Origin of the sequence: Pseudomonas saponiphila, assembly GCF_900105185.1 — a bacterium.
GTDB classification, from domain to species: Bacteria; Pseudomonadota; Gammaproteobacteria; order Pseudomonadales; family Pseudomonadaceae; genus Aquipseudomonas; species Aquipseudomonas saponiphila.
On record NZ_FNTJ01000001.1, the window covers coordinates 1,616,298 to 1,639,364 of the forward strand.

The following is a 23,067-nucleotide window of genomic DNA, read 5'->3' on the forward strand; positions in this document are numbered from 1 at the left end:
CTCAAGCATGCTGCAACTGATTCTCGGCGGCGCCCGTTCCGGCAAGAGTCGCCTGGCGGAACAACTCGCCACCGACAGCGCCCTGGCGGTCACCTACATCGCCACCAGCCAGCCCCTGGATGGCGAGATGAACCAGCGTATCGTCCATCATCGCGAGCGCCGTCCGAGTCATTGGGGCTTGATCGAAGAGCCTCTGGAGCTGGCCCGGGTGCTGCAGCAAGCCTCGGCCCCCGGGCATTGCCTGCTGGTGGATTGCCTGACCCTGTGGCTGACCAACCTGTTGATGCTGGACGACCAGGAGCGTCTGCTGGCCGAGCGCGACGCCTTGTTGCAGTGCCTGCCCGGTCTGCCTGGAACGATCATTTTTGTCAGCAACGAAACCGGAATGGGTGTCGTGCCGCTGGGCGAGTTGACTCGCCGTTACGTGGATGAAGCCGGTTGGCTGCATCAAGCTCTGGCCGAGCGCTGTCAGCGTGTGGTGCTGACGGTGGCCGGCCTGCCCCTGACTTTGAAAGGAACTGCGTTATGAGTAACTCCTGGTGGCTGAATCCATGCAAGGCGATCGATGCGCAGATGGTCGAGCAAGCATTGGCGCGACAGCAGCAACTGACCAAGCCGGCCGGCTCGCTCGGCCAGCTGGAGCCTTTGGCGGTGCGCCTGGCCGGTTTGCAGGGGCGCCTCAAGCCTGGCCTGGAGCGGCTGTGGATCGCGATCTTCGCCGGTGATCACGGGGTGGTTGGCGAAGGAGTGTCGGCCTATCCGCAAGAGGTCACCGGGCAGATGCTGCTGAACTTTGTCAGTGGCGGGGCGGCGATCAGCGTGCTGGCGCGGCAATTGGGGGCGCAACTGGAAGTGGTGGACCTGGGAACGGTGGCGTCCGGCTTGAACCTGCCGGGAGTGCGCCACCTGAACCTGGGAGCGGGTACGCAAAATTTTGTCCAGGGACCGGCCATGACTCCGGCTCAGGGCGAGCAGGCCCTGCAGGCCGGGCGCGACAGCGTGTTGCGGGCCCGCGCCGAGGGAGCCCAGCTGTTTATCGGCGGTGAGATGGGCATTGGCAACACCACGGCGGCCAGCGCCATTGCCTGTGCCTTGCTGGATATCCCGGTGGCGCAATTGGCCGGTCCGGGCACCGGCCTGAATGCCGCCGGCGTCAGCCACAAGGCTCAAGTGATCGAGCGGGCCCTGGCACGGCATGCCGCCTGCCGTGGCGATGCCCTGCAAACCCTGTTCAACCTGGGCGGGTTTGAAGTGGCGGCGCTGGTGGGCGCCTATCTGGCGTGTGCCCAGGAAGGCATCGCAGTGCTGGTGGATGGCTTTATCTGTAGCGTCGCGGCGCTGGTGGCGGTGCGGCTGAATCCGGCCTGTCGTCCTTGGCTGCTGTTTGCCCATCAGGGGGCGGAGCCGGGACACCGCTATGTGTTGCAGGCCCTTGAGGCCGAGCCGCTGCTGGACCTGGGCTTGCGTCTGGGAGAGGGCAGCGGTGCGGCGCTGGCGGTGCCATTGCTGCGTCTGGCCTGCGATCTGCACGGGCAGATGGCGACCTTCGCCGAGGCGGCGGTGGCGGATCGCCCGGCATGACCTTGCGCCTGGACCTGTTGCGCCACGGGGAAACCGAACTGGGCGGCGGCCTGCGCGGCAGTCTGGATGACGCCCTGACGGAGCGTGGTTGGCAACAGATGCGCGATGGGGTTCAGGGACGCGGGCCCTGGGATCGGATCGTCAGTTCGCCGTTGCAGCGCTGTTCGCGGTTTGCCGAGCAACTGGCCGCCCGGCTGGGGCTGCCCCTGAGTCTGGCGCCCGATCTGCGGGAGCTGCATTTTGGCGCCTGGGAAGGGCGCAGCGCGGCGGCGCTGATGGATACCGAGGCTGAGGACCTGGGACGTTTCTGGGCTGATCCCTACAGCTTTACACCGCCCCAGGGAGAGCCGGTGGCGGACTTTTCCCGGCGGGTGCTGGGGGCCATTGATGGCCTGTACCAGTCGTGGGCCGGGCAGCGGGTGCTGTTGATCAGTCATGGCGGGGTCATGCGCCTGTTGCTGGCTCGTGCGCGGGGGCTGCCCCGGGAGCAGTTGTTGAGTGTCGAAGTCAGTCATGGCGCGTTGTTCCGCTTGAAAGTCGCCCCGGGTCTGCTGAGCGAGGAGGGCTGAGATGTTGCCGTTCTGGATTGCCTTGCAGTTTCTTAGCAGTTTGCCGGTGCGCTTGCCGGGCATGCCGGAACCCCAAGAGCTGGGGCGCTCGTTGTTGTTCTATCCGCTGGTAGGGCTGTTGTTTGGGCTGTTGCTGTGGGGGTTGAATGCGCTGCTTGCGGGAACGCCGCTGCTGCTGCATGCGGCGCTGCTGCTGGCTGCCTGGGTCCTGCTCAGCGGTGGCCTGCACCTGGACGGGCTGGCCGACAGCGCCGATGCCTGGCTGGGGGGCTTTGGCGACCGCGAGCGCACCTTGAGCATCATGAAGGACCCGCGCAGCGGACCGATCGCGGTGGTGACTCTGGTGCTGGTGTTGCTGCTCAAGTTCGCCGCTCTGGTGGCGCTGATCGAGCAGCAGCAGGCGTTCGCCTTGTTGCTGGCACCGCTGATCGGGCGCGCGGCGCTGCTCGGATTGTTCCTCTGCACGCCCTATGTTCGCGCTGGCGGCCTGGGGCAGGCCCTGGCCGATCACCTGCCGCGGCTGGCCGGGCGCCAGGTGCTGGGCGTGAGCCTGCTGGGGTGTTGGCTGGTGGGGGGTTACAGCGGACTCTGGGCACTGTTGCTGGCGCTGTTGCTGTTTGTCTGGCTACGACACTTGATGATGCGGCGGTTGGGCGGCACCACCGGAGACACCGCCGGGGCGTTGCTGGAGTTGCTGGAAGTGACCGTGCTGCTGGCGGTGGTGGCATTTTGAGGCAGATCCGGATTTGCCGATTGAGTTGAAAATTCTTGCCTTGAGTTAATCGCGGGTATATACACGCACCATGCTTCCCTCTCAGTGTTTGTGCACCAATCTGCGTCGTGCCGCGCGTGGCGTCAGCAGGTATTACGACGGCGCCCTGGATGGCTTCGGGATTAACGTCGCCCAGTATTCCTTGCTGAACAATCTGCTGCGTCTCGATCAGCCGAGCATTTCCAGCCTGGCGGAGGCCATGGGCCTGGATCGCAGTACTCTGGGACGCAATGTGCGGGTGCTGGAGGCGGCCGGTCTGGTTCGCTTGCTGGAAGGTGACGATCAGCGCAATCGCCTGGTGCAACTGACCGAGGCGGGGCACGAGCGACTGGCGGCGGCCTTGCCGGCCTGGGAGGCGGCTCAGCAGCGGCTGATCGATCGCCTGGGCGCGCAGAAGCGTGAAACCTTGTTGGCCTTGCTGAACGAACTGGCCTGATGCCGCTTCGTTCGATCATAAGCGGGTATATACCCGTAACTGGAGAATAAAAATGTCATCGATGTGGCGCACCAGCGGTTGGGTCCTCCTCGGCAGTGCATTGATCCTGGCGCTGTCCCTGGGCGTGCGGCACGGTTTTGGCCTGTTTCTGCCGCCCATGAGTGCGCAGTTCGGTTGGGGACGTGAGGTGTTCGCCTTTGCCATTGCCCTGCAGAACCTGATCTGGGGATTGGCCCAGCCTTTTACCGGAGCCCTGGCCGACCGCTTTGGGGCTGCCAAGGTGGTGTTGATCGGTGGTGTGTTGTACGCGGTGGGCTTGGTGTTCATGGGGCTTTCGGATTCGGCTCTGAGCCTGTCCCTGAGTGCCGGGTTGCTGATTGGCATCGGTTTGTCCGGAACCTCCTTCTCGGTGATTCTCGGGGTGGTCGGTCGTGCCTTGCCGCCGGAAAAGCGCAGCATGGGCATGGGGATCGCCAGTGCCGCAGGCTCCTTTGGTCAATTCGCCATGCTCCCGGGAACCCTGGGGCTGATCGGCTGGCTCGGCTGGTCGACGGCGTTGCTGGTGCTGGGGCTGCTGGTGGCGCTGATCGTGCCGCTGGTCGGCATGCTCAAGGACAAGCCGCTGCCGGTGCTGGGGCATGAACAGAGCCTGGGCGAGGCCCTGCGTGAAGCCTGCTCTCACTCGGGGTTCTGGTTGCTGGCGTTCGGCTTCTTTGTCTGTGGTTTCCAGGTGGTGTTCATCGGTGTACATCTGCCGGCCTATCTGGTGGATCAGCATCTACCGGCAACCGTTGGAACCACGGTGCTGGCGCTGATTGGCTTGTTCAACATCTTTGGTACTTACACGGCGGGCTGGTTGGGTGGACGGATGTCCAAGCCGCGGCTGTTGACCGGTCTGTACCTGTTGCGAGCGGTGGTGATCGGCCTGTTCCTGTGGCTGCCGGTGACCCAGACCAGCGCCTACCTGTTCGGCATGGCCATGGGCTTTCTCTGGCTGTCCACCGTGCCCTTGACCAATGGCACGGTCGCGACCCTGTTCGGGGTCAGGAACCTCTCCATGCTTGGCGGCATCGTGTTTCTGTTCCATCAGCTGGGCTCCTTTCTTGGCGGTTGGCTGGGGGGCGTGGTGTATGACCGTACCGGGAGTTACGACTTGATCTGGCAGGTGGCGATTCTTCTCAGTCTGTTGGCCGCGGCGCTCAATTGGCCGGTGCGCGAGCGGCCGGTGGCGCGCTTGCAGGCGAGTGCAGCGTGAAGTCATGGCTGGGGTGGAGTGCCGGGCTGGGCGTCGGCATTCTGCTGTTGTGGCTGGCCTGGTGGGGCTGGCATCGCGGCGGACTGGCGCTGATGCAGTTGGGCATGGGTGCTTGCTAGGTGGGCGCAGGGGCGAGTAACGTCGGTATCCGACGACTATTGAAGGACACTGAACATGGCTAAGCGCTGGTTTGTGGTTCCGGCATTGCTCACACTGTTTGCCGGGTCGGCCTGGGCGGCGGATTGTCCGGCGTTGCTGGAGGGATCTGTGCCCAAGTTGCACGCCAAAGAGTCCATCGATCTGTGTCAGCGCTTCGCCGGCAAGCCGCTGGTGGTGGTCAATACCGCGAGCTTCTGTGGGTTCGCTCCGCAGTTCAAAGGCCTTGAAGCGCTGTATCAGCGTTACAAGGAGCAGGGGCTGGAGGTGGTGGGCGTGCCGTCCAACGACTTCAAGCAGGAGTCCAAGGATGGGGCCGAGACGGCCAAGGTCTGCTACGTCAACTATGGCGTGACTTTCACCATGACCGAGCCACAGAAGGTTCTGGGGGCGGATGCGGTGCACCTGTTCAAGGTACTGGCGCAGCAGAGCAGCGCGCCGAAGTGGAATTTCTACAAGTACGTGGTGGATCGGCAGGGCAATGTGATTGCCAGTTTTTCCAGCCTGACCAAGCCGGATAATCCGGAATTCCTGGAGGCGGTGGAGAAGGCGTTGGCGTCGAAGTCTTGAGCATTCAGTACCGGTAATTGAAAAAGCCCTGCCTCGTGAGAGGCAGGGCTTTTTCATTCAGCTCTGGAGGCGCAGGCCTCGGAACGATTAGAAGCGGTAGGTTGCACCTACGCCAAAACCGTTTGCGCTGTTCTCGTACTCGGCGTTGTAGGTCTGGCCGAGTGCGTTTTTGCGGTTGACGTTGACTTTCTCTTCCTTGAGGTAGGAGTAGGCCACGTCGATGGTCAGGTCTTCTGTTGGGCTCCAGCCAGCACCCAGGCTGAAGATGGTCCGGTCGCCGGTAGGGATGCGAGGCGAGCGGTCGGTGTTGTTGGTCGGCGCTTGGTCAAAGGTCAGACCGGTACGCAAGGTCCACTGTTTGTTCAGCTGATACGAGGTGCCGATGGCGTAAGCCCAAGTGTCGTGCCAGTTCTGCTCTTCCTTGATGGTGCCAAGGTTCAGTACAGGGGCCAGAGCGCCGCCGGAGGAGGCAGTTACGCCTTCGTTGTTGACGGTGATGTCCTTCAGGCGGCTCCAGCGGGTCCAAGTGGTACCGGCATAGAGCTTCCAGGCATCGTTCAGCTCCTGGGTGACCGAAAGGTCATAGGACTCTGGAGTTTCGATCTTCAGGGAAGCGTCATAACGATTGCTTTTCAAAAGAAGCGGGTTGGTACCGGCTCCCGGGGTGACTTCGGTATGGCCTTCCAGTTTGTAGTTCACTTTGGAGTGGTAGGTCAGGCCGACACGAGTGGTATCGGTCGCCTGGACCAGAACCCCGATGTTGTAGCCGTAACCAACGTCGTCGCCTTTGATCTGGACCCGGCCGTCATTAGGCGAGGCGGGAGTGGTCAGCGCCGATTCCAGCACACCAGAAATCCGGTTGATGGTCGGGCCAAAGCCGATGGAGACTTTATCGTTGAAGGCGTAGCTGACCGTTGGCTGGAAGGTTACGACTTTAACTTCGCTCTTACTGCCGAAGTTACGTCCCTGAAAGTTGCTTTCATAATCGGTTATCAAACCAAACGGCGCATAAACGCCCAGGCCGAATGCCCATTGGTCATCGATTGGTTTGACGTAGAAGCCCATGGGGACGGAGGTGAAGGGCACCATGTCGCCCTTGTTGGTGCCTCTACGGCTGCCGCTGGTGTCCTTAAGGTCGGTGGATGCATCGATAGCAGCCATACCGCCAGTTACTTGCTGGCGTTTGAGGCGAGACATGCCGGCTGGGTTACCAAATACAGTGCTTGCATCATCGGCAGCGGAAGAGCGCCCCGCGAAACCAGTACCCATGCCGCTAATGCTTTGTTCGTTAAGAGCAAAGCCGCTGGCAAATAGCTGGGTAGAGGCAAGTGCGACGGCGAGACTGATGGTGGATTTGAGCATGACTTTTTTCATTATTAGAACTCCTGGTGATCACCGTGGCGAAAATTACCAACATTTCGGCTATGGCGCTATAGGCTAAATCAGTAGATTTTCTGGTGTTTTGTAGGACAATCCGACCAAAATCGGCTTTTTTCTCCGATTTTGTAAAAGCCGGTGTCAGCAGGCGACTTGGCTCAACGGCGAAACGCAGGTTTGCCAGGCGCAGGCGAAATCTCTCAAACGTCCTTGTGGTTGAAAGGTCTTCCTCCAGATATGGGCCATGCCGAGCAGATCGTCGGCTGCGGGGAGCGGGGTGTGTTGTTGTTCCACCAGCAACCAGGCGATCGCGGTGGCGTAACGCAGATTGACGGTCAGTTCCAGGTGCGGTCCGGCGAGGAATGCATGTTGGCTGGCCAGTCCTCTCACCAGGCTGGCCCGTTCCGGGTCCAGTGCCAGGTAGTGATCCCAGAGGGCCTGGTGGCGCACTTCAGTGATGCGATACAGGCCGTGGCCGCGGCGATCGTGCAGTGCCGAGCCTAGCGCCGACTGACTGGCGGCAATGCCCAGCAACAAGGCTTCAGCGGTTTTGCTATGACTGCCCAGATACATCAGCGTTGGGCGAATGACATAGCGGCACAACTCGCTGGCGGCGATACCCATAATGCCCTCGAGGGGTGAAGGTGGCCGGCGAAACCCGAAGGTGCTTGGCAGCAATGAAGGGATCAGGTTTGCCGGAAGCGGCGCGGGCCGCCTGACTTGAAGTGTAGTGTCATATCTATGTTGTAAAGGCCTGTTTTTAAAACATTTCCGAGCTCTTGTTATAAACCTTATATCTATTGGCACTTTGGCTGGAGGCGTGCATTGGCAAATTACAGGCAATAAAAAGCCCCGCGATCAGGCGAGGCTCTTGGGTTTTCAGCGCTCTGGCGTATCAGGCCACCAGGGCCTGGCGAGTACGCTCGATCACGGCCTGCAGCGGTTCGGCGCTGGAGTATTGATCGGGATACAGGCGTTCGCTGTGACGAGCGATGCCGTGTTCGTTGACCAGGGTGAAGCTGAAGCAGCCTTTGCGAGTGGCCATGATCAGGCAGTTCAACGGAGCAAAAGCGTGGGTTAGGGTGCGAATGGCATCCTGAGTCTGGAGTTGAGTAGACATAATTATTAGGTGTTCCTACAAATGACACGGTTAAGAACCGTGCAACGTTAAAACGTTCCAGTAACGTCGACCACCATTGGTCAGACGAAGAACCCGACTGGAACAAAGCAGCCAGTTGCAGCGCTTTAATAAGGTTGCGCTAGGGCTGGCAGGTAGGTACTTAGGAGGGCAGGCAACACAACAAGGGCAAAGGTTCTGTGCCCAGGGTGGCGATCCTGATCAATTTGCAGGTTGGTTCGGTCAGAGTAAGCAACTTGGGCCGGCCTTTGATTTCGTTTCAACGGCAGCGTCAGTTTGATAATTACCTGGAAACCAGCGAGGTGGTCGGTCCTTGATATTCGACGTTGTTCTCGTTACGAGAGGTGTCGGCGGGACTTGTTCGACCAGAATTGACTTTCAGCTTGGTACTAACGGGGCGAAGTCTATTGGGTTGAAGGCAGGAATGCAAGTGTGCTAGGAAAAAATACTCCTTGGGGCAGCGACGTTACGGTGTGACGCCTGTGTCACCTCCGATACGGTGGAGTGTACGAAAGTGGTGCATTTCCGCGGTGAATTTGCGCAGGGTTGTGCACACTTGTTGCGCCACATGTCACCGGGTTGTCACCTTCGCCGGGGCGGCTCCCATAGCCTGTCTCGAGAATTTAAGTCAATGATAAACATCGTCTTTTTTTACTGGTGAAAAAATCGTCAGTTTGACTGCAGAGCCCGTCTCATGGGGCTTTGGGAGGGTTGTGGAGGGGTTGTCCACTGAGTTATCCACAGCTTCTGTGGATTGTCCCAAGCGCTTGCTCTAGCACGGGCATGCTGGCTCTTTTGGTCTTTACCCGAGCGAAAAAAGGAGTAGAGTGGCGCGCCTTCCGATCTGCCCCCACAGTGCTTTATGAAGTTTCGCTCAGTATCACCCTCTGTTACCGCTACCCCTGCCAGTGTTACCGAGCCCAAGCGCTTTTCCCTGCGGGTTGCCCTGTGGCTGCTGGACAGCCCACGCCTGGGGCACAACACCAACGTCAAGTACTTTGCCGGGCGCTTGCTCAAGCAACCTGCGCGTGATGGCGTGGTAGCGGCGCAGAGTCGCCTGGGGCAGTTGATGTGCCGCGAGTGCGGCAACGCCCGGGACCGCCGTATCGGGCACGATCTATTGCGCCAGGCCGCGCGTGCCGGCGACCGCCGTGCACAACTTGAGCTGGGTCGGATCGAAGACTGAACTGTCCAACCTCCGGTGGCTTGGTTAACCTTCATTTCTTATTTCGATGACAGGAATCGCTATGGCTATGGACTTGACCAGCCTGCTGCTCGGCCTGGCGGGGGCGGCGTTGCCGCTACTGATGTTGGCCTGGCAGCTGCAGCGGCGCGCCAGTTCCAGTCAAAGCGAGCTGTCGCTGCTGGAAGAGCGGCTGGCCACTGCCCAACTGGCCCAGGAAGGCCTGGCCGCGCAGTTGGATGCCTGCCGCGATGAAGTCAGTGATCTGAGTCAGGCCAACGCCCTCAAGCAAGCGGACCTGGCCGCCTTGCGGCGTGAAGTGGAGCTTTTGCAGATCGAGCGCGATAACGCTCGTGATGCGGCCCACGCCTGGAACCTTGAGCGGGCAGCCAAAGAGAATGAACTGCGTCGTCTGGACGCCCAGGCCGCTTCGTTGCACGCCGAACTGCGCGAGCAACAGGAAAGCCACCAGCAGCGCCTGACCGATTTGCAGGGTTCCCGGGACGAACTGCGGGCCCAGTTTGCCGAGTTGGCGGGCAAGATTTTCGACGAGCGCGAACAGCGTTTCGCCGAAACCAGCCAGCAGCGCCTCGGACAGTTGCTGGACCCGCTCAAGGAGCGCATTCAATCGTTCGAGAAACGGGTCGAGGAAAGCTATCAGGCCGAGGCTCGCGAGCGATTTTCCCTGGCCAAGGAACTGGAGCGCCTGCAGCAACTGAACCTGCGCCTGAGCGATGAGGCCACCAACCTGACTCGCGCCCTCAAGGGCCAGAAGACCCAGGGCAACTGGGGCGAACTGATTCTTGAGCGAGTCCTGGAGCATGCCGGTCTGGAGAAAGGGCGCGAGTACCAGACCCAGGTCAGCCTCAAGGGGCCGGACGGCGAACGTTTCCAGCCTGATGTGCTGATCATGCTGCCGGGTGACAAGCAGGTGGTGGTGGACTCCAAAGTCAGCCTCACCGCCTATCAGCAGTATGTCGGCAGCGATGATCCGCAGATTGCCCAGGCGGCCCTGAAGCAGCATGTGCTGTCTTTGCGCAATCACGTCAAAGGCCTGGCCGGCAAGGACTACAAGCGCCTTGAAGGGCTGCACAGCCTCGATTTCGTGCTGCTGTTCGTGCCCATTGAGGCGGCCTTTTCCGCTGCCCTGCAGGCCGAACCCAACCTGTTTCAGGAAGCCTTCGACCGGCACATCGTGATCGTCAGCCCGACCACCTTGCTGGCCACGCTGCGGGTGATCGACAGCCTGTGGAAACAGGAGCGCCAGAGTCAGAACGCCCGGGAAATCGCCGAACGTGCAGGCTGGCTGTATGACAAGTTCGTGTTGTTTATCCAGGACCTGGATGAAGTCGGCAATCGCCTGCAGCAGTTGGACAAGGCCTATTCGGCGGCGCGCAACAAGCTGACCGAGGGCCGGGGCAACCTGGTCAGCCGCAGTGAGCAGCTCAAGTTGCTGGGCGCCCGGGCCAGCAAGAGCCTGCCGAGCGATTTGCTGGAGCGCGCCATGACTGATGCCGAAGGGCGCGAACTGGAGTTGCCGGAGTAATTCGCCACAGGCTCAGCCCAGTGGCAGATGCCGGCTCAACAGGGCGCGCAAGGCGGCCGGTTTAACCGGCTTGGCCAGATAATCCAGCCCCGCCGCGTGCACCTGGGCGACCATCTCTGGACGTCCATCGGCACTGATCACCACGCCAGGCACCGGCTCCCCCAGCTGAGTGCGTAGCCAGGCCATGACGTCGGTGCCGGTTTCGCCATCGTCCAGGTGGTAGTCCACCAGCGCCAATTGCGGACGGATGCCCTCCTTGAGCAGCGCCGCGCACTCCTCGCGGTTGCGCGCGGTCCAGACCTGACAGCCCCAGCGCGTCAACAGGCTGTTCATGCCGATCAGAATGCTGTCTTCATTGTCCACGCAGAGCACTTGCCCGCCATTGAGCGACTGGCCGTTGAGCTCGGCGGTCTTGCCCGGGGCAATTGCGCTGCTGCGGGCCAGGGGCACGCTGACACTGAAGACGCTGCCCCGGCCGGGCCAGGAGCGTACCTGCAGAGGGTGGCCGAGCACTCGGCACAGGCCGTCGGCAATCGCCAGGCCCAGGCCCAGGCCTTTTTCGGCGCGGGTCTGGTGACTGTCCAGGCGCTTGAACTCCTCGAAGATCACCTGCTGCTTGTCCTGCGGGATGCCCGGTCCACGGTCCCAGACTTCCAGGCTCAATGAGTCGCCGCGACGGCGTACCCCCAGCAGTACCGGTCCCTTGGCGTAGCGGAAGGCGTTGGTAAGGAAGTTCTGCAGGACCCGACGCAAGAGTTTGCTGTCACTGTCGATCCGCAAGCGACTGCCGCGCACGCGAAATTGCAGGTTCTGCTCCTGGGCCAGTGCCTTGAATTCCGCCCCCAGGGTGTCAAACAGCTCATTAAGCGCGAAAGGCTTGCGTTCAGGGGTGATCTTGCCGTTCTCCAGGCGCGAGATGTCCAGCAGGTCGCTGATCAGGTCTTCCGCCGAGCGCAACGAGCTGTCCAGGTGCTGCACCAGTTGCTGGGCTTCGGGCGAGAGCCCGTCGTCCTGATGCGAGAGGGCGGCGGAGAACAGTCGTGCAGCGTTCAGGGGTTGCATCAGGTCGTGGCTGACGGCAGCTAAGAAACGGGTCTTGGACTGGTTGGCGGCTTCCGCCGTGCCCTTGGCTTCGGTCAGCGCGGCGTTGAGCTGGGACAGTTCATGGGTGCGTTCCGCCACCCGTTGCTCCAGGCCTTCGTTGGCTTCGGTGAGGGCCTGCTCGGCCTCGCGGAAGGGGGTGATGTCGGTGAAGCTCATGACGAAGCCGCCGCCGGGCATCGGATTGCCGATCAGCTCGATGACCCGGCCGTTGGGGAACAGGCGCTCGGACGTATGGGCCCGTCCCTGGCGCATCCAGTGCAGGCGCCGGGCGACATGGACTTCCGCTTCCCCCGGGCCGCACAGGCCGCGTTCGGCGTTGTGGCGAATGATGTCGGCAATCGGCCGGCCGACGCTGATCAGGCCGTCGGGGTAGTCGAACAGCTCCAGGTAGCGACGGTTCCAGGCCACCAGTTTCAGCGATTGGTCCACCACGCTGATGCCCTGGGTGATGTTTTCGATCGCCCCTTGCAGCAGGGCGCGGTTGAACTGCAGGACTTCCGAGGCTTCGTCGGCGATGCGCACCACGTCTTCGAGCTGCATCTCCCGGCCTTCGATGGCGGCCTTGACCACCGCACGGGTCGAGGAGGCGCCAAGAACACCGGCGAGCAGGCGTTCGGTGTGGGCGATCCACTCGCCGTCGGCGTTTTGATTCGGGTTGAAGCCTTTGCCCTGGCGATAGGCGAAGCGAATGAAGCTCTGGCGGGCACGCTCCTCGCCGACAAAGCGTGCGGCAAGCTTCAGCAGGTCATCGATTTGCACCGCCAGCATGGAGCGCGAGCTGAGGCGGCCGCTGATTTCCTGGCCGATGAAGCGTCCGGCCTGCCAGTGTTCGGAAACCCGAGTACGTGACAGCACCGAAACCCAGGCGAACAGGGTGAAGTTGCCGGCCAGGGACAGCACCACGCCCTGGGTCAGGGGCGTGATCGGCAGGTTCAGCGGGTTGCCGTGCAGCCAGGCCAGGCCGGGGAAACTGCTCAGGGACCAGCCCAGGCTGTGGGCGGCGATGGGCAGGACCAGGGTGTAGAACCAGATGAAGGTGCCGGCGGCGAGCCCGGCGAACACCCCACGACGGTTGGCCTGCTTCCAGTACAGCGCGCCGAGCATGGCCGGTGCCAGTTGGGTCACCGCGGCAAAGGCGATCTGGCCAATGGTCGCCAGGCTCGCGGTGGAGCCCAGCAGGCGATAGCTGACATAGGCCAGCAGCAGGATGACCACGATGCTGACCCGGCGCACCGAGAGCATCCAGTGGCGGAACACTTCAAAGGGCCGCTCGGCATTCTTGTGGCGCAGCAGCCAGGGCAGCAGCATGTCGTTGGAAACCATGGTCGACAGCGCCACGCTGGCCACGATCACCATGCCGGTGGCGGCCGAAGCGCCACCGATGAACGCCAGCAGGGCCAGGGCCGGATGGGCCTGGGCCAGGGGCAGACTGATGACGAACGAGTCCGGCAGCACACTGCTGGGCAGGAGCATCTGTCCGGCCAGGGCAATGGGCACCACAAACAGCGCCGCCAGTGCCAGGTAGGCCGGGAACACCCATTTGGCCAGGCGCAGGTCCTGGGGTTCGATGTTCTCCACCACGGTGACGTGGAACTGCCGTGGCAGGCAGATGATCGCCATCATCGCCACCCCGGTCTGGACCACCATCGATGGCCAGTTGATGGTTTCCTTCCAGTATTGCTCCAGGCGCGGCGCCAGCATGGCCTGGTTGAACAGGTCGTCGAAGCCGTCATACAGACCGAAGGTGACAAAGGCGCCCACGGCGAGAAAGGCGAACAGCTTGACCAGTGACTCGAAGGCAATCGCCAGCACCATGCCGCGGTGGTGCTCGGTGGCATCCAGGTTGCGGGTGCCGAAGACGATGGTGAACAGTGCCAGGATCAGCGACACGATCAGCGCCGTATCCTGGGCCCGGGTGCCCATGGCGTCGGCCCCGGCGCCGATCAACAGGTTGACGCCGAGGACGATGCCCTTGAGCTGCAGGGCGATGTAGGGCAGCACGCCCACCAGGCAGATCAGGGCCACCACCACCGCCAGGGATTGGGATTTGCCGTAGCGCGCGGCAATGAAGTCGGCAATCGAGGTGATGTTCTCCTGCTTGCTGATCATCACCATCTTCTGCAGCACCCAGGGCGCGAGTACCAGCAGCAGGATCGGGCCCAGGTAGATCGGCAGGAAGGCCCAGAGCTGCTCGGCGGCCTGGCCGACGGCGCCGAAGAAGGTCCAGCTGGTGCAGTAGACGGCCAGCGACAGGCTGTATACCCAGGCCCTGACCCGCGGCGGCAGGGGCGTGCTGCGACGATCGCCGTAGAAAGCGATGGCGAACATGACGGCCATATAGGCCAGGGCAACGGCGGCGATCAGCCCGCTGGACAACGACATGGAAACTCCGGAGCAAAGACACCGGGCACCTCAGCCCGGCCAGGTAGTCTGGCACGATGTGTGGTTGGCGTCAGTGTCGACCAAGGTATCAGCGCGGTCTGATGTCGCAGGGCCGGGCCGCCGTTTCTGCAGGCTAGGGCAGGAGGGCCAGTTCGATCAGGGCGTGCAGTTCCGGTACCGACAGCGGGGTGGCGGAGAACAGGATGCGGAACACCGTCGGGGCCACGATCAGGTTCAGCAGGCGGTCGATGTCCGGCAGGGGTTCTTCACTGTCCCGATAGCGTTCGAGGATTGTCTGCAATTGCGCGCTGAGGATCGTCACGCAATAGCCTGGCGTGGCGCTACTTTGCACGTCGCGCATCATGTTGCGCCCGGGTTCCGAGCTCATTTCATCCAGGTACTGCTCGGCCCAGGCGCGCAGGTCGCCTCGCAGGCTGCCGGTGTTCGCCGGTTCGCTGTCCGGACGCATGCGCGCCAGGGCGACATCGGCCAGCAGCGCCGAGAGGTCGCCCCAGCGCCGATAGATGGTCGACGGGGTGACGCCGGCGCGGGTGGCAATCTGCGGCACGGTCAGGGTCGAGCGCTCCTGTTCTTCAAGGAGTTCGCGGACTGCCGTATGGATCGATTCCTGAACCCGGGCGCTGCGGCCGCCAGGGCGTAAAGCTTCTTTAATGGCCATGGGGTCGAACCTTAACACAAAGAATTTGCTTTAAGCTCAGGCCGGTAGCACACTGCGCAAAAGCAAAATATTAGCTTTAGTGGAGCGTGCTCATGTCCGGTGCAATCAATGCTTGTGGGGCCAGCCGTCGCAGTCTGGTGTTTCTGGCCGTTACCCTGTTGAGTTTCCTGGCGGCGTCCAGCGTGCCGACACCGCTGTATCACCTGTATCAGGAGTCCCTGCATTTTTCTCCGGCGGTGTTGACCCTGGTGTTCGGGGTTTACGCCCTGAGCCTGTTGGCGGCGCTGTTGACCGTGGGTTCGCTGTCGGATTACCTGGGGCGTCGGCCGGTGATTTTCGTCGCTCTGCTGCTCAATTGCCTGGCGATGCTGCTGTTCATCAATCAAAGCGGGGTGCAATGGCTGATTGCCGCGCGCGTGATTCAGGGCTTTGCCACCGGCATGGCCACCAGTGTGCTTGGTGCCGCGCTGCTGGATGTCGATCGTCGCCAGGGCCCTTTGGTCAACAGTGTGGCGCCCTTGCTGGGCATGGCCTGCGGCGCTATGGGGGCCAGCCTGCTGGTGGAGTTCGCGCCCCTGCCGCTGCAGCTCAGTTACTGGCTGCTGTTGGCGGTATTCTGCGTTCAGGCCCTGTATGTCTGGCGCTTGCCGGAAAGTGTCAGCGCGCAGCCCGGCGCCTGGGCCTCGCTGCGCCCGACGCTGCATGTGCCGCCGCAAGCACGGCGGGCATTATGGCTGGCGTTGCCGGTGGATGTGGCGGTGTGGGCGGTGGGGGGGTTCTATCTGTCCCTGGCGCCGTCGCTGGTTCGCGCCGCCACCGGCTCCACTTCGAACCTGATCGGCGGGGCCATGGTGGCGGTATTGACCCTCAGTGGCGCGGTGATGATCTTTTCCTTGCGCCAGCGTCCGGCCGACAAGGTCCTGCGCTTGGGGGCCGGGTTGCTGGCGCTGGGGGTGATGCTGCTGCTCGGCGCCGTGCACAGTGCCAGCCTGATAGCGTTTTTCGTCGGCACCCTGGTGCTGGGCAGTGGCTTTGGCGCCGGTTTTCTTGGCGCGTTGCGCAGCGTGGTGCCGCTGGCCTTGCCCCATGAGCGCGCGGGGCTGATGTCGGCGTTTTATGTCTTGAGTTACCTGGCGTTCTGCCTGCCGGCCTTGCTGGCGGGAAACCTCACCCGTCGCTTCGGCCTGATTGCCACCACCGATGGTTACGGTGCGCTGCTGATCCTGTTGTCCCTCGGCGCGCTCCTGGTGCTGGTGCGGCGTCCCCTGCAGTCCTGCACGGCGCCGGGAGCCTGAGCAAATACTCGATTGCCCTGCAGTAGGGTTGATGGTCCATGGACCGGTTTGTCCTGGCGATTGAGCGCATGGGCGTCGGTTGGCGAAAGGGCTGCTCACGTTCACTATGGGCGCCTGTTCCCTTTGCCATGGAGTGCCTTATGTCCCCTGAGCCTGATCGTCGGTTGTTCGACCGGTTGCCGCATGGCTGGTGTTTCACCTTGCCGGTAACGGGCCGCCACTCGGGTCGCTCGGAATCCTGGGCGCCAGGGAGGTCGGCATGAAGGTCATTCGCAGCGCTGACTTTACCGGTGAACGGGCCTGGGCGGCCCTGGACATCGCCAACATGAACGGTATCACCACGCGCCTGCACTGGACTGACCAGCCCTACCGCTGGCACGTCAATGACGGTGAGGAGGTATTCGTGGTGCTGGGTGGCCAGGTGCAGATGCGCTATCGCCTTGAAGGGCTGGAGCAGTCGGTGCTGCTGGAGGTGGGTGATATTTTTTATGCCGACCTGGGGACCGAGCATGTGGCTCATCCTCAGGGTGTTGCCAGGGTGTTGGTGATTGAGTCCGCGGGCAGTGTCTAGTCTTATATCTGTAAAATAGATAACAGATAGAGAAATTACACGTTATATAGATATTCGATTCGGTTCTACCATGGACTCCACCTCATCAGAGGACAGGAGACACGCCATGCCATGCACCCATAGCATCAAAACCGGCCGCCGGCCCTTGAGTCATCTGCAACACCCACGCGAAGCCATTCGTCAGTTCACGCCCAACTGGTTCGCCGCCACCATGGGCACCGGAGTCCTGGCCCTGGCGCTGGCCCAATGGCCGGCTCCGGTGCCGGGCCTGCATCAGGTGGCCGAAGGCTTCTGGTGGTTGACCATCATCCTGTTTTTGCTCTTTACCGCGATGTACACCGCGCGCTGGGTGCTGTTCTTCGATGAGGCGCGGCGAATCTTTGCTCATTCAACGGTATCGATGTTTTTCGGCACCATTCCCATGGGGCTGGCGACCCTCATCAATGGCTTGCTGCTGTTCGGCATTCCACGCTGGGGTGAGGCGGCGGTGCATCTGGCACAAGTGTTGTGGTGGCTGGATGTGGCCATGTCCCTGGCTTGCGGGGTGTTGATCCCCTACATGATGTTCACCCGGCAGGAGCACAGCATCGATCAGATGACCGCCGTCTGGTTGCTGCCGGTGGTGGCGGCCGAAGTGGCAGCGGCCAGCGGTGGCTTGCTGGCGCCGCATCTGGTGGATGCCCATGCCCAATGGGTGGTGCTTAATACCAGTTACGTGTTGTGGGCTTTCTCGCTGCCGGTGGCCTTCAGCATCCTGACCATCCTGCTACTGCGCATGGCCTTGCACAAATTGCCCCACGAAAGCATGGCGGCCTCCAGCTGGCTGGCCCTGGGGCCGATCGGCACCGGTGCCTTGGGCATGCTGGTACTGGGCGGCGACGCGCCGGCGATCTTTGCTGCCAATGGTTTGCCCGGCGTGGGCGAGATTGCCGCCGGCCTGGGGCTGGTGGCGGGCCTGACCTTATGGGGTTTCGGCCTGTGGTGGATGTTGATGGCCGTGCTGATCACCCGCCGTTACCTGCGCGAGGGCATTCCCTTCAACCTCGGCTGGTGGGGCTTTACCTTCCCGTTGGGGGTGTATTCGCTGGCCACTCTGAAACTGGGCAGCACCTTGCACCTGGGCTTTTTCAGCGTGTTTGGCGCGGTGCTGGTGGTGGCGCTGGCGGTGATGTGGCTGATCGTAGCCAAGCGCACGCTGCAGGGCGCCTATAAAGGAGAGTTGTTTGTCTCACCGTGCATAGCGGGGTTACGGAAATAATCGGTAAAGATAGGTAAGGTTGTGGCCTGGATCGATATTCGACATTCCAATAACAGTATCCACGCCACTCAGGGACATGGACGATGAGTCACCCTTCGCAGTTCACCTTGCTTCGCAAGCGGCGGTTCCTGCCGTTTTTCATCACGCAATCCCTTGGCGCGTTCAACGACAACATCTTCAAGCAGTCGCTGATCCTGGCCATTCTGTACAAGTTGAGCATCGAGGGTGACCGGTCGATCTGGGTCAACCTCTGTGCCTTGCTGTTCATCCTGCCGTTCTTTCTGTTTTCCGCCCTTGCCGGACAGTTTGGCGAGAAGTTCGCCAAGGATGCATTGATCCGCCTGATCAAGCTCGGGGAGATCGCGATCATGGTGGTGGGAGCGGTGGGCTTTGCCTTCGATCACCTGTCGTTGATGCTGGTGGCGTTGTTCGCCATGGGCACTCACTCGGCGCTGTTCGGCCCGGTGAAGTACTCGATCCTGCCCCAGGCCCTGCACGAGGAGGAGTTGGTGGGTGGCAACGGCCTGGTGGAAATGGGCACTTTTCTGGCGATCCTGGCAGGCACCATTGGTGCCGGAATCATGATGTCGTCGGCGCATTACGCGCCGATTGTCTCCAGCGCCATGATCGGTGTCGCGGTGCTCGGCTACCTGGCCAGCCGGGCGATTCCCCGGGCAGCCGCTGCGACCCCGGACCTGCGTTTGAACTGGAACATCTTCAGCCAGTCCTGGGCCACTCTGCGCCTGGGCCTGGGGCAGACCCCTGCGGTGTCGCGTTCCATTGTCGGCAACTCCTGGTTCTGGTTTGTCGGGGCGATCTATCTGACCCAGATTCCGGCCTATGCCAAGGAATGGATGCACGGTGACGAGACGGTGGTGACCCTGATTCTTACCGTGTTCTCGGTGGGTATCGCGGTGGGGTCGATGCTGTGCGAGAAGCTTTCGGGGCGCAAGGTCGAGATCGGTCTGGTGCCGTTCGGCTCTTTTGGCCTGACCGTGTTCGGCCTGTTGCTGTGGTGGCATTCCGGCGGCATTCCGCAGAGTGCCAGCGGACATGGCTGGCTTGAAGTCCTGGGCTTTGCCCACGCCTGGTGGGTGCTGTTCGACGTTCTGGGCCTGGGGGTCTTCGGTGGCTTCTATATAGTGCCGTTGTATGCGCTGATCCAGTCGCGCACACCGGAGAACGAACGGGCTCGGGTGATCGCCGCCAACAACATTCTCAATGCGCTGTTCATGGTGGTTTCGGCGCTGGTTTCCATCGTCATGCTGAGCATGGTCGAACTGACCATTCCTCATCTGTTCCTGGTGGTGTCGCTGCTCAATATCGCGGTCAACGTCTACATCTTCAAAGTGGTGCCGGAATTCAGCATGCGCTTCATGATCTGGCTGCTCAGCCATTCCATGTACCGTGTCGAGCATCGCAACCTGGAGCAGATTCCCGATGAAGGGGCGGCGTTGCTGGTGTGCAACCACGTGTCGTTCGTCGATGCCTTGTTGATTGGCGGCGCGGTGCGCCGGCCGATTCGCTTCGTGATGTATTACAAGATCTACAACCTGCCAGTGCTGAACTTTATCTTCCGCACCGCTGGGACCATTCCTATCGCTGCACGGCATGAGGATCTGGAGATCTACGAAAAGGCCTTCAAACGGATTGCCCAGTACCTGCGCGACGGTGAGTTGGTGTGCATTTTTCCCGAGGGCAAGCTGACGGCCGATGGCGAGATCAATGAGTTCAAGGGCGGGTTGACACGGATTCTCGAAGAAACCCCGGTGCCGGTGATTCCCATGGCCCTGCAAGGCTTGTGGGGCAGCTTCTTCAGCCGCGATCCGAGCAAGGGCTTCTTTCATCGCATCTGGTCACGAGTGACCCTGGTGGCCGGGCCTGCAGTGGCGATGGAAACGGCGGAGCCGGCGCACTTGCAGACCCTGGTGGCGCAATTGCGCGGATCACGGCGCTAGTTTCTGCCGGATACAAAAACGCCCGCATTGCTGCGGGCGTTTTCATTGCTGCGCGGTGGCGATCAGCTGGCGCTGACCTTCAAGCCCACCAGGCCGGCGATGATCAGCGCCACGCTGGCCAGGCGCACCAGGGCCATGGATTCGCCGAACAGGATGATCCCGGCGATGACCGTGCCGATGGCACCCACTCCGGTCCAGATGGCGTAGGCGGTGCCCAGGGGCAGTTCCTTCATGGCCAGGCCGAGCAGGCCCAGGCTGATGGCCATGGCGAGGATGGTCAGGGCGGTGGGCAACGGACGGCTGAAACCGTCGGTGTACTTCAGGCCGACGGCCCAGCCTACTTCGAACAAACCGGCAAACAACAAAATGATCCAGGACATGCTGACCTCATCGGTGGACGGGGTCGTCCCCAGAATTAATCACTCGATCGAGTGGCGAGGTCGTCCTCGCGGTGCGCAGTATACTGCCCAATTCTGTTTGGGCGATCAGTTTTTCCGCTCAGTCACTGAGCTGTTGTGTTTCCAGTTTTTGCTCGTTTTCATCATTCATGCGGCGCAAGTAGGTAGAGAGCAGCGCACCGGAAATATTGTGCCAGACACTGAACAGGGCGCTGGGCACGGCCGCCAGGGGCGAAAAATGGGCGCTGGCCAGGGCCGCCCCCAGGCCGGAGTTCTGCATGCCGACCTCGAGTGCAAGGGATTTGCGTTGTGCCAGGGGCAGTTTGAAGACTCGGCCGGTGAAGTAGCCCAGTAAATAGCCGAAGCTGTTGTGCAGCATCACCACTGCCATGATCAGCAGCCCGGATTCGGCGATTTTCCCTTGGCTGGCCGCCACCACGGCGGTGACGATGATGACGATGCTCACCACCGAAACCAACGGCAGCACCTCTACCGCGTGCTGCACCCGCTGGCCCAGCAGACGTTGGGCCAGGACGCCGAGCGCGATCGGTAGCAGCACCACCTGCAGGATCGACCAGAACAACTCCATGAACGACACCGGCAACCAGGCCGAGGCCAGCAACCAGATCAGTGCCGGGGTCAACAGCGGGGCGAACAGGGTGGTCACCGCGGCAATCGCTACCGACAGAGCCAGATCGCCTCGGGCCAGCCAGGTCATGACGTTGGAGGAGGTGCCGCTTGGGCAGCAGCCGACGAGAATCACTCCAACGGCGATTTCCGCCGGCAGGTGAAATACCTGACAGAGGGCCCAGGCCACGCCTGGCATGATCACGAAATGCGCCACTACCCCCAGGGCCACCCGCCAGGGATGACGCGCCACTTCGGCGAAGTCTTCGAGTTTCAGGGTTAGCCCCATGCCGAACATCACCAAGCCCAGTAGCGGCACAATGGCGCCCTTGAGGTCGATGAACCAGCCGGGCTGGAAGAATGCCAGGATGGCGAAGATCAGTACCCAGTAAGCGAAGGTGTTGCCGACAAAGCGGCTGAGTGCAGCCAGTGCGCGCATGACCTGTTCCTTTTTATGTGAAAACGCCACCGAGGGCGGTGGCGTCTGGTGCGAGCGGCTATCCGGACAAGGCGTCAGATACCTTGCGGAATCTCCTCGCCGCCCAGGGCTTCGAACAGCGCCGGGAGGAAGTCGCCGAAGGTCAGCATCATCAGGGTGAAGCTGGCGTCCTGCTGGCCGAGGGCTTCATCACCACCGTCCTGTTCCGCCTGGTCCTGCAGCAGGTCTTCGAACTTCAGGCGCTTGACCACCATCTTGTCGTCGAGCATGAAGGACAGCTTGTCCTGCCAGGCCAGGGCCAGTTGAGTGACCACCTTGCCGGTGCTCAGGTGCAGCTGGATTTCCTCGCCGGTCAGGTCCTGGCGCTTGCAGCGCACAATGCCGCCGTCCTCGTGGGTGTCGCGCAGCTCGCATTCGTCGAGCACGAAGAAGTCGTCGGCGGCTTTCTGCGTCTTGACCCAGTCGGTCATGATTGCGCTCGGGGCGATCTTCACGGTCAGCGGACGTACTGGCAGGGTGCCGAGGACTTCGCGCAAGGTGGAGAGCAGGTCTTCGGCGCGCTTGGGACTTGCCGAGTTGACCAGGATCAGGCCCTGTTTCGGGGCGATGGCGGCGAAGGTCGAAGAGCGACGGATAAAGGCGCGGGGCAGGAAGGCCTGGATGATTTCATCCTTGATCTGGTCGCGCTCCTTCTTATAGACCTTGCGCATCTGTTCGGCTTCGATCTCTTCGACCTTTTCCTTCACCGCGTCGCGCACCACGCTGCCAGGCAGGATGCGTTCTTCCTTGCGTGCGGCCACCAGCATGAAGTCCTGGCTGACGTGAACCAGCGGGGCGTCTTCACCTTTGCCGAAAGGGGCGACGAAACCGTAAGTGGTCAACTCCTGGCTTGCACAGGGGCGCGCCAGTTTGGTCGCCAGTGCAGTTTCCAGCGCCTCAGCATCAAAAGGCAGATCTTGGGTCAGGCGATAGATCAGCAGGTTTTTGAACCACATGGGGTGAATCTCTCCTTTATACAAAGGAGGGCATTATTCTCTTCGCTGCTGCTCAGGCCAACCCTTCGCTAAGCCTTTGGAAGGCCTGAAAAAATTATTATAAAAAGTGCTTGCCAGAGTACGGACTGCTCCGTAGAATGCGCGCCACACCGAACGTGAAGGGTGATTAGCTCAGCTGGGAGAGCGTCTGCCTTACAAGCAGAATGTCGGCGGTTCGATCCCGTCATCACCCACCATTCGCATTCAGTGTTACGCGCAGCGGTAGTTCAGTCGGTTAGAATACCGGCCTGTCACGCCGGGGGTCGCGGGTTCGAGTCCCGTCCGCTGCGCCATATTCGGTAACCTGGAACACTGAACGCCAGGTCACCACGGAAAGCCCGCTAGCGCGGGCTTTTTGCTGTAAAGAGTTATGTGGGTTGCGTTGCTGTTCACGGAAATTTGGTTTTTTTAATAAAATTATTAATTAAATCAACACTTTACGAATTTCTGTGGCATAATGCGCCCCGCAACGAAGGTAAAGGGTGATTAGCTCAGCTGGGAGAGCGTCTGCCTTACAAGCAGAATGTCGGCGGTTCGATCCCGTCATCACCCACCACTTACTTTCAACGCTACGCGCAGCGGTAGTTCAGTCGGTTAGAATACCGGCCTGTCACGCCGGGGGTCGCGGGTTCGAGTCCCGTCCGCTGCGCCATATTCGGTAACCTGGAACACTGAACGCCAGGTCACCACAGAAAGCCCGCTAACGCGGGCTTTTTGCTGTCTGGGATTCGGCTTGGTT

Annotated in this window: 22 protein-coding genes and 4 tRNA genes; 18 read left to right on the forward strand and 8 right to left on the reverse strand. The window is 61.5% G+C overall.

Annotated features, from left to right (window positions below; translation table 11 throughout):
* The first annotated feature begins 7 nt into the window (after positions 1-7).
* The 8 genes from cobU to BLV47_RS07780 all read left to right on the forward strand — a co-directional run bounded on the left by cobU (position 8) and on the right by BLV47_RS07780 (position 5,339).
* Positions 8-529, forward strand: coding sequence for a bifunctional adenosylcobinamide kinase/adenosylcobinamide-phosphate guanylyltransferase (cobU, locus tag BLV47_RS07750; protein WP_092311785.1), 522 nt, complete (start codon positions 8-10; stop codon positions 527-529).
* Positions 526-1,581 (forward strand): nicotinate-nucleotide--dimethylbenzimidazole phosphoribosyltransferase, encoded by a 1,056-nt coding sequence (gene cobT, locus BLV47_RS07755; protein WP_092311788.1) that lies wholly within the window; start codon positions 526-528, stop codon positions 1,579-1,581. The genes cobU and cobT overlap by 4 nt, the downstream gene beginning before the upstream one ends.
* Complete coding sequence (gene cobC, locus BLV47_RS07760) at positions 1,578-2,150, forward strand: alpha-ribazole phosphatase family protein (RefSeq protein ID WP_092311791.1); 573 nt, start codon at positions 1,578-1,580, stop codon at positions 2,148-2,150. Before cobT ends, cobC begins: the two co-directional genes overlap by 4 nt.
* A gap of 1 nt (position 2,151) precedes the next feature.
* Positions 2,152-2,883: an adenosylcobinamide-GDP ribazoletransferase gene (locus tag BLV47_RS07765; RefSeq protein WP_092311794.1), complete on the forward strand. Its 732-nt coding sequence runs from the start codon at positions 2,152-2,154 to the stop codon at positions 2,881-2,883.
* 70 nt (positions 2,884-2,953) lie between these two features.
* Positions 2,954-3,358 carry a MarR family winged helix-turn-helix transcriptional regulator gene (locus BLV47_RS07770; protein WP_016965798.1) on the forward strand — a complete coding sequence of 135 codons (405 nt, stop codon included), beginning with the start codon at positions 2,954-2,956 and terminating at the stop codon, positions 3,356-3,358.
* 52 nt (positions 3,359-3,410) lie between these two features.
* Positions 3,411-4,613 carry an MFS transporter gene (locus tag BLV47_RS07775; protein ID WP_092311797.1) on the forward strand — a complete coding sequence of 401 codons (1,203 nt, stop codon included), beginning with the start codon at positions 3,411-3,413 and terminating at the stop codon, positions 4,611-4,613.
* Positions 4,610-4,732 (forward strand): hypothetical protein, encoded by a 123-nt coding sequence (locus BLV47_RS36705; RefSeq protein ID WP_279626600.1) that lies wholly within the window; start codon positions 4,610-4,612, stop codon positions 4,730-4,732. Before BLV47_RS07775 ends, BLV47_RS36705 begins: the two co-directional genes overlap by 4 nt.
* 55 nt (positions 4,733-4,787) lie before the next feature.
* Positions 4,788-5,339 carry a glutathione peroxidase gene (locus tag BLV47_RS07780; RefSeq protein ID WP_092311800.1) on the forward strand — a complete coding sequence of 184 codons (552 nt, stop codon included), beginning with the start codon at positions 4,788-4,790 and terminating at the stop codon, positions 5,337-5,339.
* Between the two features lie 87 nt (positions 5,340-5,426).
* Here BLV47_RS07780 and BLV47_RS07785 read toward each other — a convergent pair whose 3' ends face one another.
* From BLV47_RS07785 to BLV47_RS07795, 3 genes are all read right to left on the reverse strand, one after another.
* Entirely contained in the window at positions 5,427-6,713 is a 1,287-nt protein-coding gene (locus BLV47_RS07785) for an OmpP1/FadL family transporter (protein ID WP_092311803.1), read from the reverse strand.
* 144 nt (positions 6,714-6,857) lie between these two features.
* A complete protein-coding gene (locus BLV47_RS07790) occupies positions 6,858-7,340 on the reverse strand; it encodes a hypothetical protein (protein WP_092311806.1) in 483 nt (160 codons plus the stop codon).
* 271 nt (positions 7,341-7,611) lie between these two features.
* Positions 7,612-7,836, reverse strand: a complete 225-nt coding sequence (locus BLV47_RS07795) for a hypothetical protein (protein ID WP_016967457.1) — start codon at positions 7,834-7,836, stop codon at positions 7,612-7,614.
* Between the two features lie 880 nt (positions 7,837-8,716).
* Here BLV47_RS07795 and BLV47_RS07800 point away from each other — a divergent pair.
* Together BLV47_RS07800 and BLV47_RS07805 are read left to right on the forward strand one after the other, a co-directional pair.
* On the forward strand, positions 8,717-9,040 hold the full coding sequence (locus BLV47_RS07800; RefSeq protein ID WP_082729289.1) for an SEL1-like repeat protein: 324 nt from the start codon (positions 8,717-8,719) through the stop codon (positions 9,038-9,040).
* Positions 9,041-9,215: 175 nt separating this feature from the next.
* On the forward strand, positions 9,216-10,583 hold the full coding sequence (locus BLV47_RS07805) for a DNA recombination protein RmuC (protein WP_167365687.1): 1,368 nt from the start codon (positions 9,216-9,218) through the stop codon (positions 10,581-10,583).
* A 12-nt stretch (positions 10,584-10,595) separates the two neighbouring features.
* On the opposite strand, the gene BLV47_RS07810 is transcribed toward BLV47_RS07805, so the two are convergent.
* Both BLV47_RS07810 and BLV47_RS07815 read right to left on the reverse strand, forming a co-directional pair.
* Positions 10,596-14,069, reverse strand: coding sequence for a hybrid sensor histidine kinase/response regulator (locus BLV47_RS07810; RefSeq protein WP_092311812.1), 3,474 nt, complete (start codon positions 14,067-14,069; stop codon positions 10,596-10,598).
* Between the two features lie 133 nt (positions 14,070-14,202).
* Entirely contained in the window at positions 14,203-14,748 is a 546-nt protein-coding gene (locus BLV47_RS07815) for a TetR/AcrR family transcriptional regulator (RefSeq protein WP_092311815.1), read from the reverse strand.
* Between the two features lie 92 nt (positions 14,749-14,840).
* Here BLV47_RS07815 and BLV47_RS07820 point away from each other — a divergent pair, with 92 nt between their 5' ends.
* The 4 genes from BLV47_RS07820 (at position 14,841) to BLV47_RS07835 (ending at position 19,830) form a co-directional block, all read left to right on the forward strand.
* A complete protein-coding gene (locus BLV47_RS07820; protein WP_092311818.1) occupies positions 14,841-16,043 on the forward strand; it encodes an MFS transporter in 1,203 nt (400 codons plus the stop codon).
* Between the two features lie 259 nt (positions 16,044-16,302).
* Complete coding sequence (locus tag BLV47_RS07825) at positions 16,303-16,614, forward strand: cupin domain-containing protein (RefSeq protein WP_060840523.1); 312 nt, start codon at positions 16,303-16,305, stop codon at positions 16,612-16,614.
* A gap of 106 nt (positions 16,615-16,720) precedes the next feature.
* Positions 16,721-17,872 (forward strand): TDT family transporter, encoded by a 1,152-nt coding sequence (locus BLV47_RS07830; RefSeq protein WP_092311821.1) that lies wholly within the window; start codon positions 16,721-16,723, stop codon positions 17,870-17,872.
* Positions 17,873-17,955: 83 nt separating this feature from the next.
* Positions 17,956-19,830, forward strand: a complete 1,875-nt coding sequence (locus tag BLV47_RS07835; RefSeq protein WP_092311824.1) for an MFS transporter — start codon at positions 17,956-17,958, stop codon at positions 19,828-19,830.
* 62 nt (positions 19,831-19,892) lie between these two features.
* Here BLV47_RS07835 and sugE read toward each other — a convergent pair whose 3' ends face one another.
* The 3 genes from sugE to rdgC form a co-directional block, all read right to left on the reverse strand.
* Positions 19,893-20,210: a quaternary ammonium compound efflux SMR transporter SugE gene (gene sugE / locus BLV47_RS07840; protein ID WP_016967450.1), complete on the reverse strand. Its 318-nt coding sequence runs from the start codon at positions 20,208-20,210 to the stop codon at positions 19,893-19,895.
* Between the two features lie 118 nt (positions 20,211-20,328).
* Positions 20,329-21,294: a bile acid:sodium symporter family protein gene (locus BLV47_RS07845; protein WP_092311827.1), complete on the reverse strand. Its 966-nt coding sequence runs from the start codon at positions 21,292-21,294 to the stop codon at positions 20,329-20,331.
* A 74-nt stretch (positions 21,295-21,368) separates the two neighbouring features.
* A complete protein-coding gene (rdgC, locus tag BLV47_RS07850; RefSeq protein WP_092311830.1) occupies positions 21,369-22,289 on the reverse strand; it encodes a recombination-associated protein RdgC in 921 nt (306 codons plus the stop codon).
* 160 nt (positions 22,290-22,449) lie between these two features.
* Between rdgC and BLV47_RS07855 the strand changes: the two genes are divergently transcribed.
* The 4 genes from BLV47_RS07855 to BLV47_RS07870 all read left to right on the forward strand — a co-directional run bounded on the left by BLV47_RS07855 (position 22,450) and on the right by BLV47_RS07870 (position 22,980).
* Positions 22,450-22,525, forward strand: a tRNA-Val gene (locus tag BLV47_RS07855).
* A gap of 19 nt (positions 22,526-22,544) precedes the next feature.
* A tRNA-Asp gene (locus BLV47_RS07860) sits at positions 22,545-22,621 on the forward strand.
* Between the two features lie 187 nt (positions 22,622-22,808).
* Positions 22,809-22,884, forward strand: a tRNA-Val gene (locus tag BLV47_RS07865).
* 19 nt (positions 22,885-22,903) lie between these two features.
* Positions 22,904-22,980: transfer RNA gene (locus BLV47_RS07870), tRNA-Asp, on the forward strand.
* Positions 22,981-23,067: the final 87 nt, after the last annotated feature.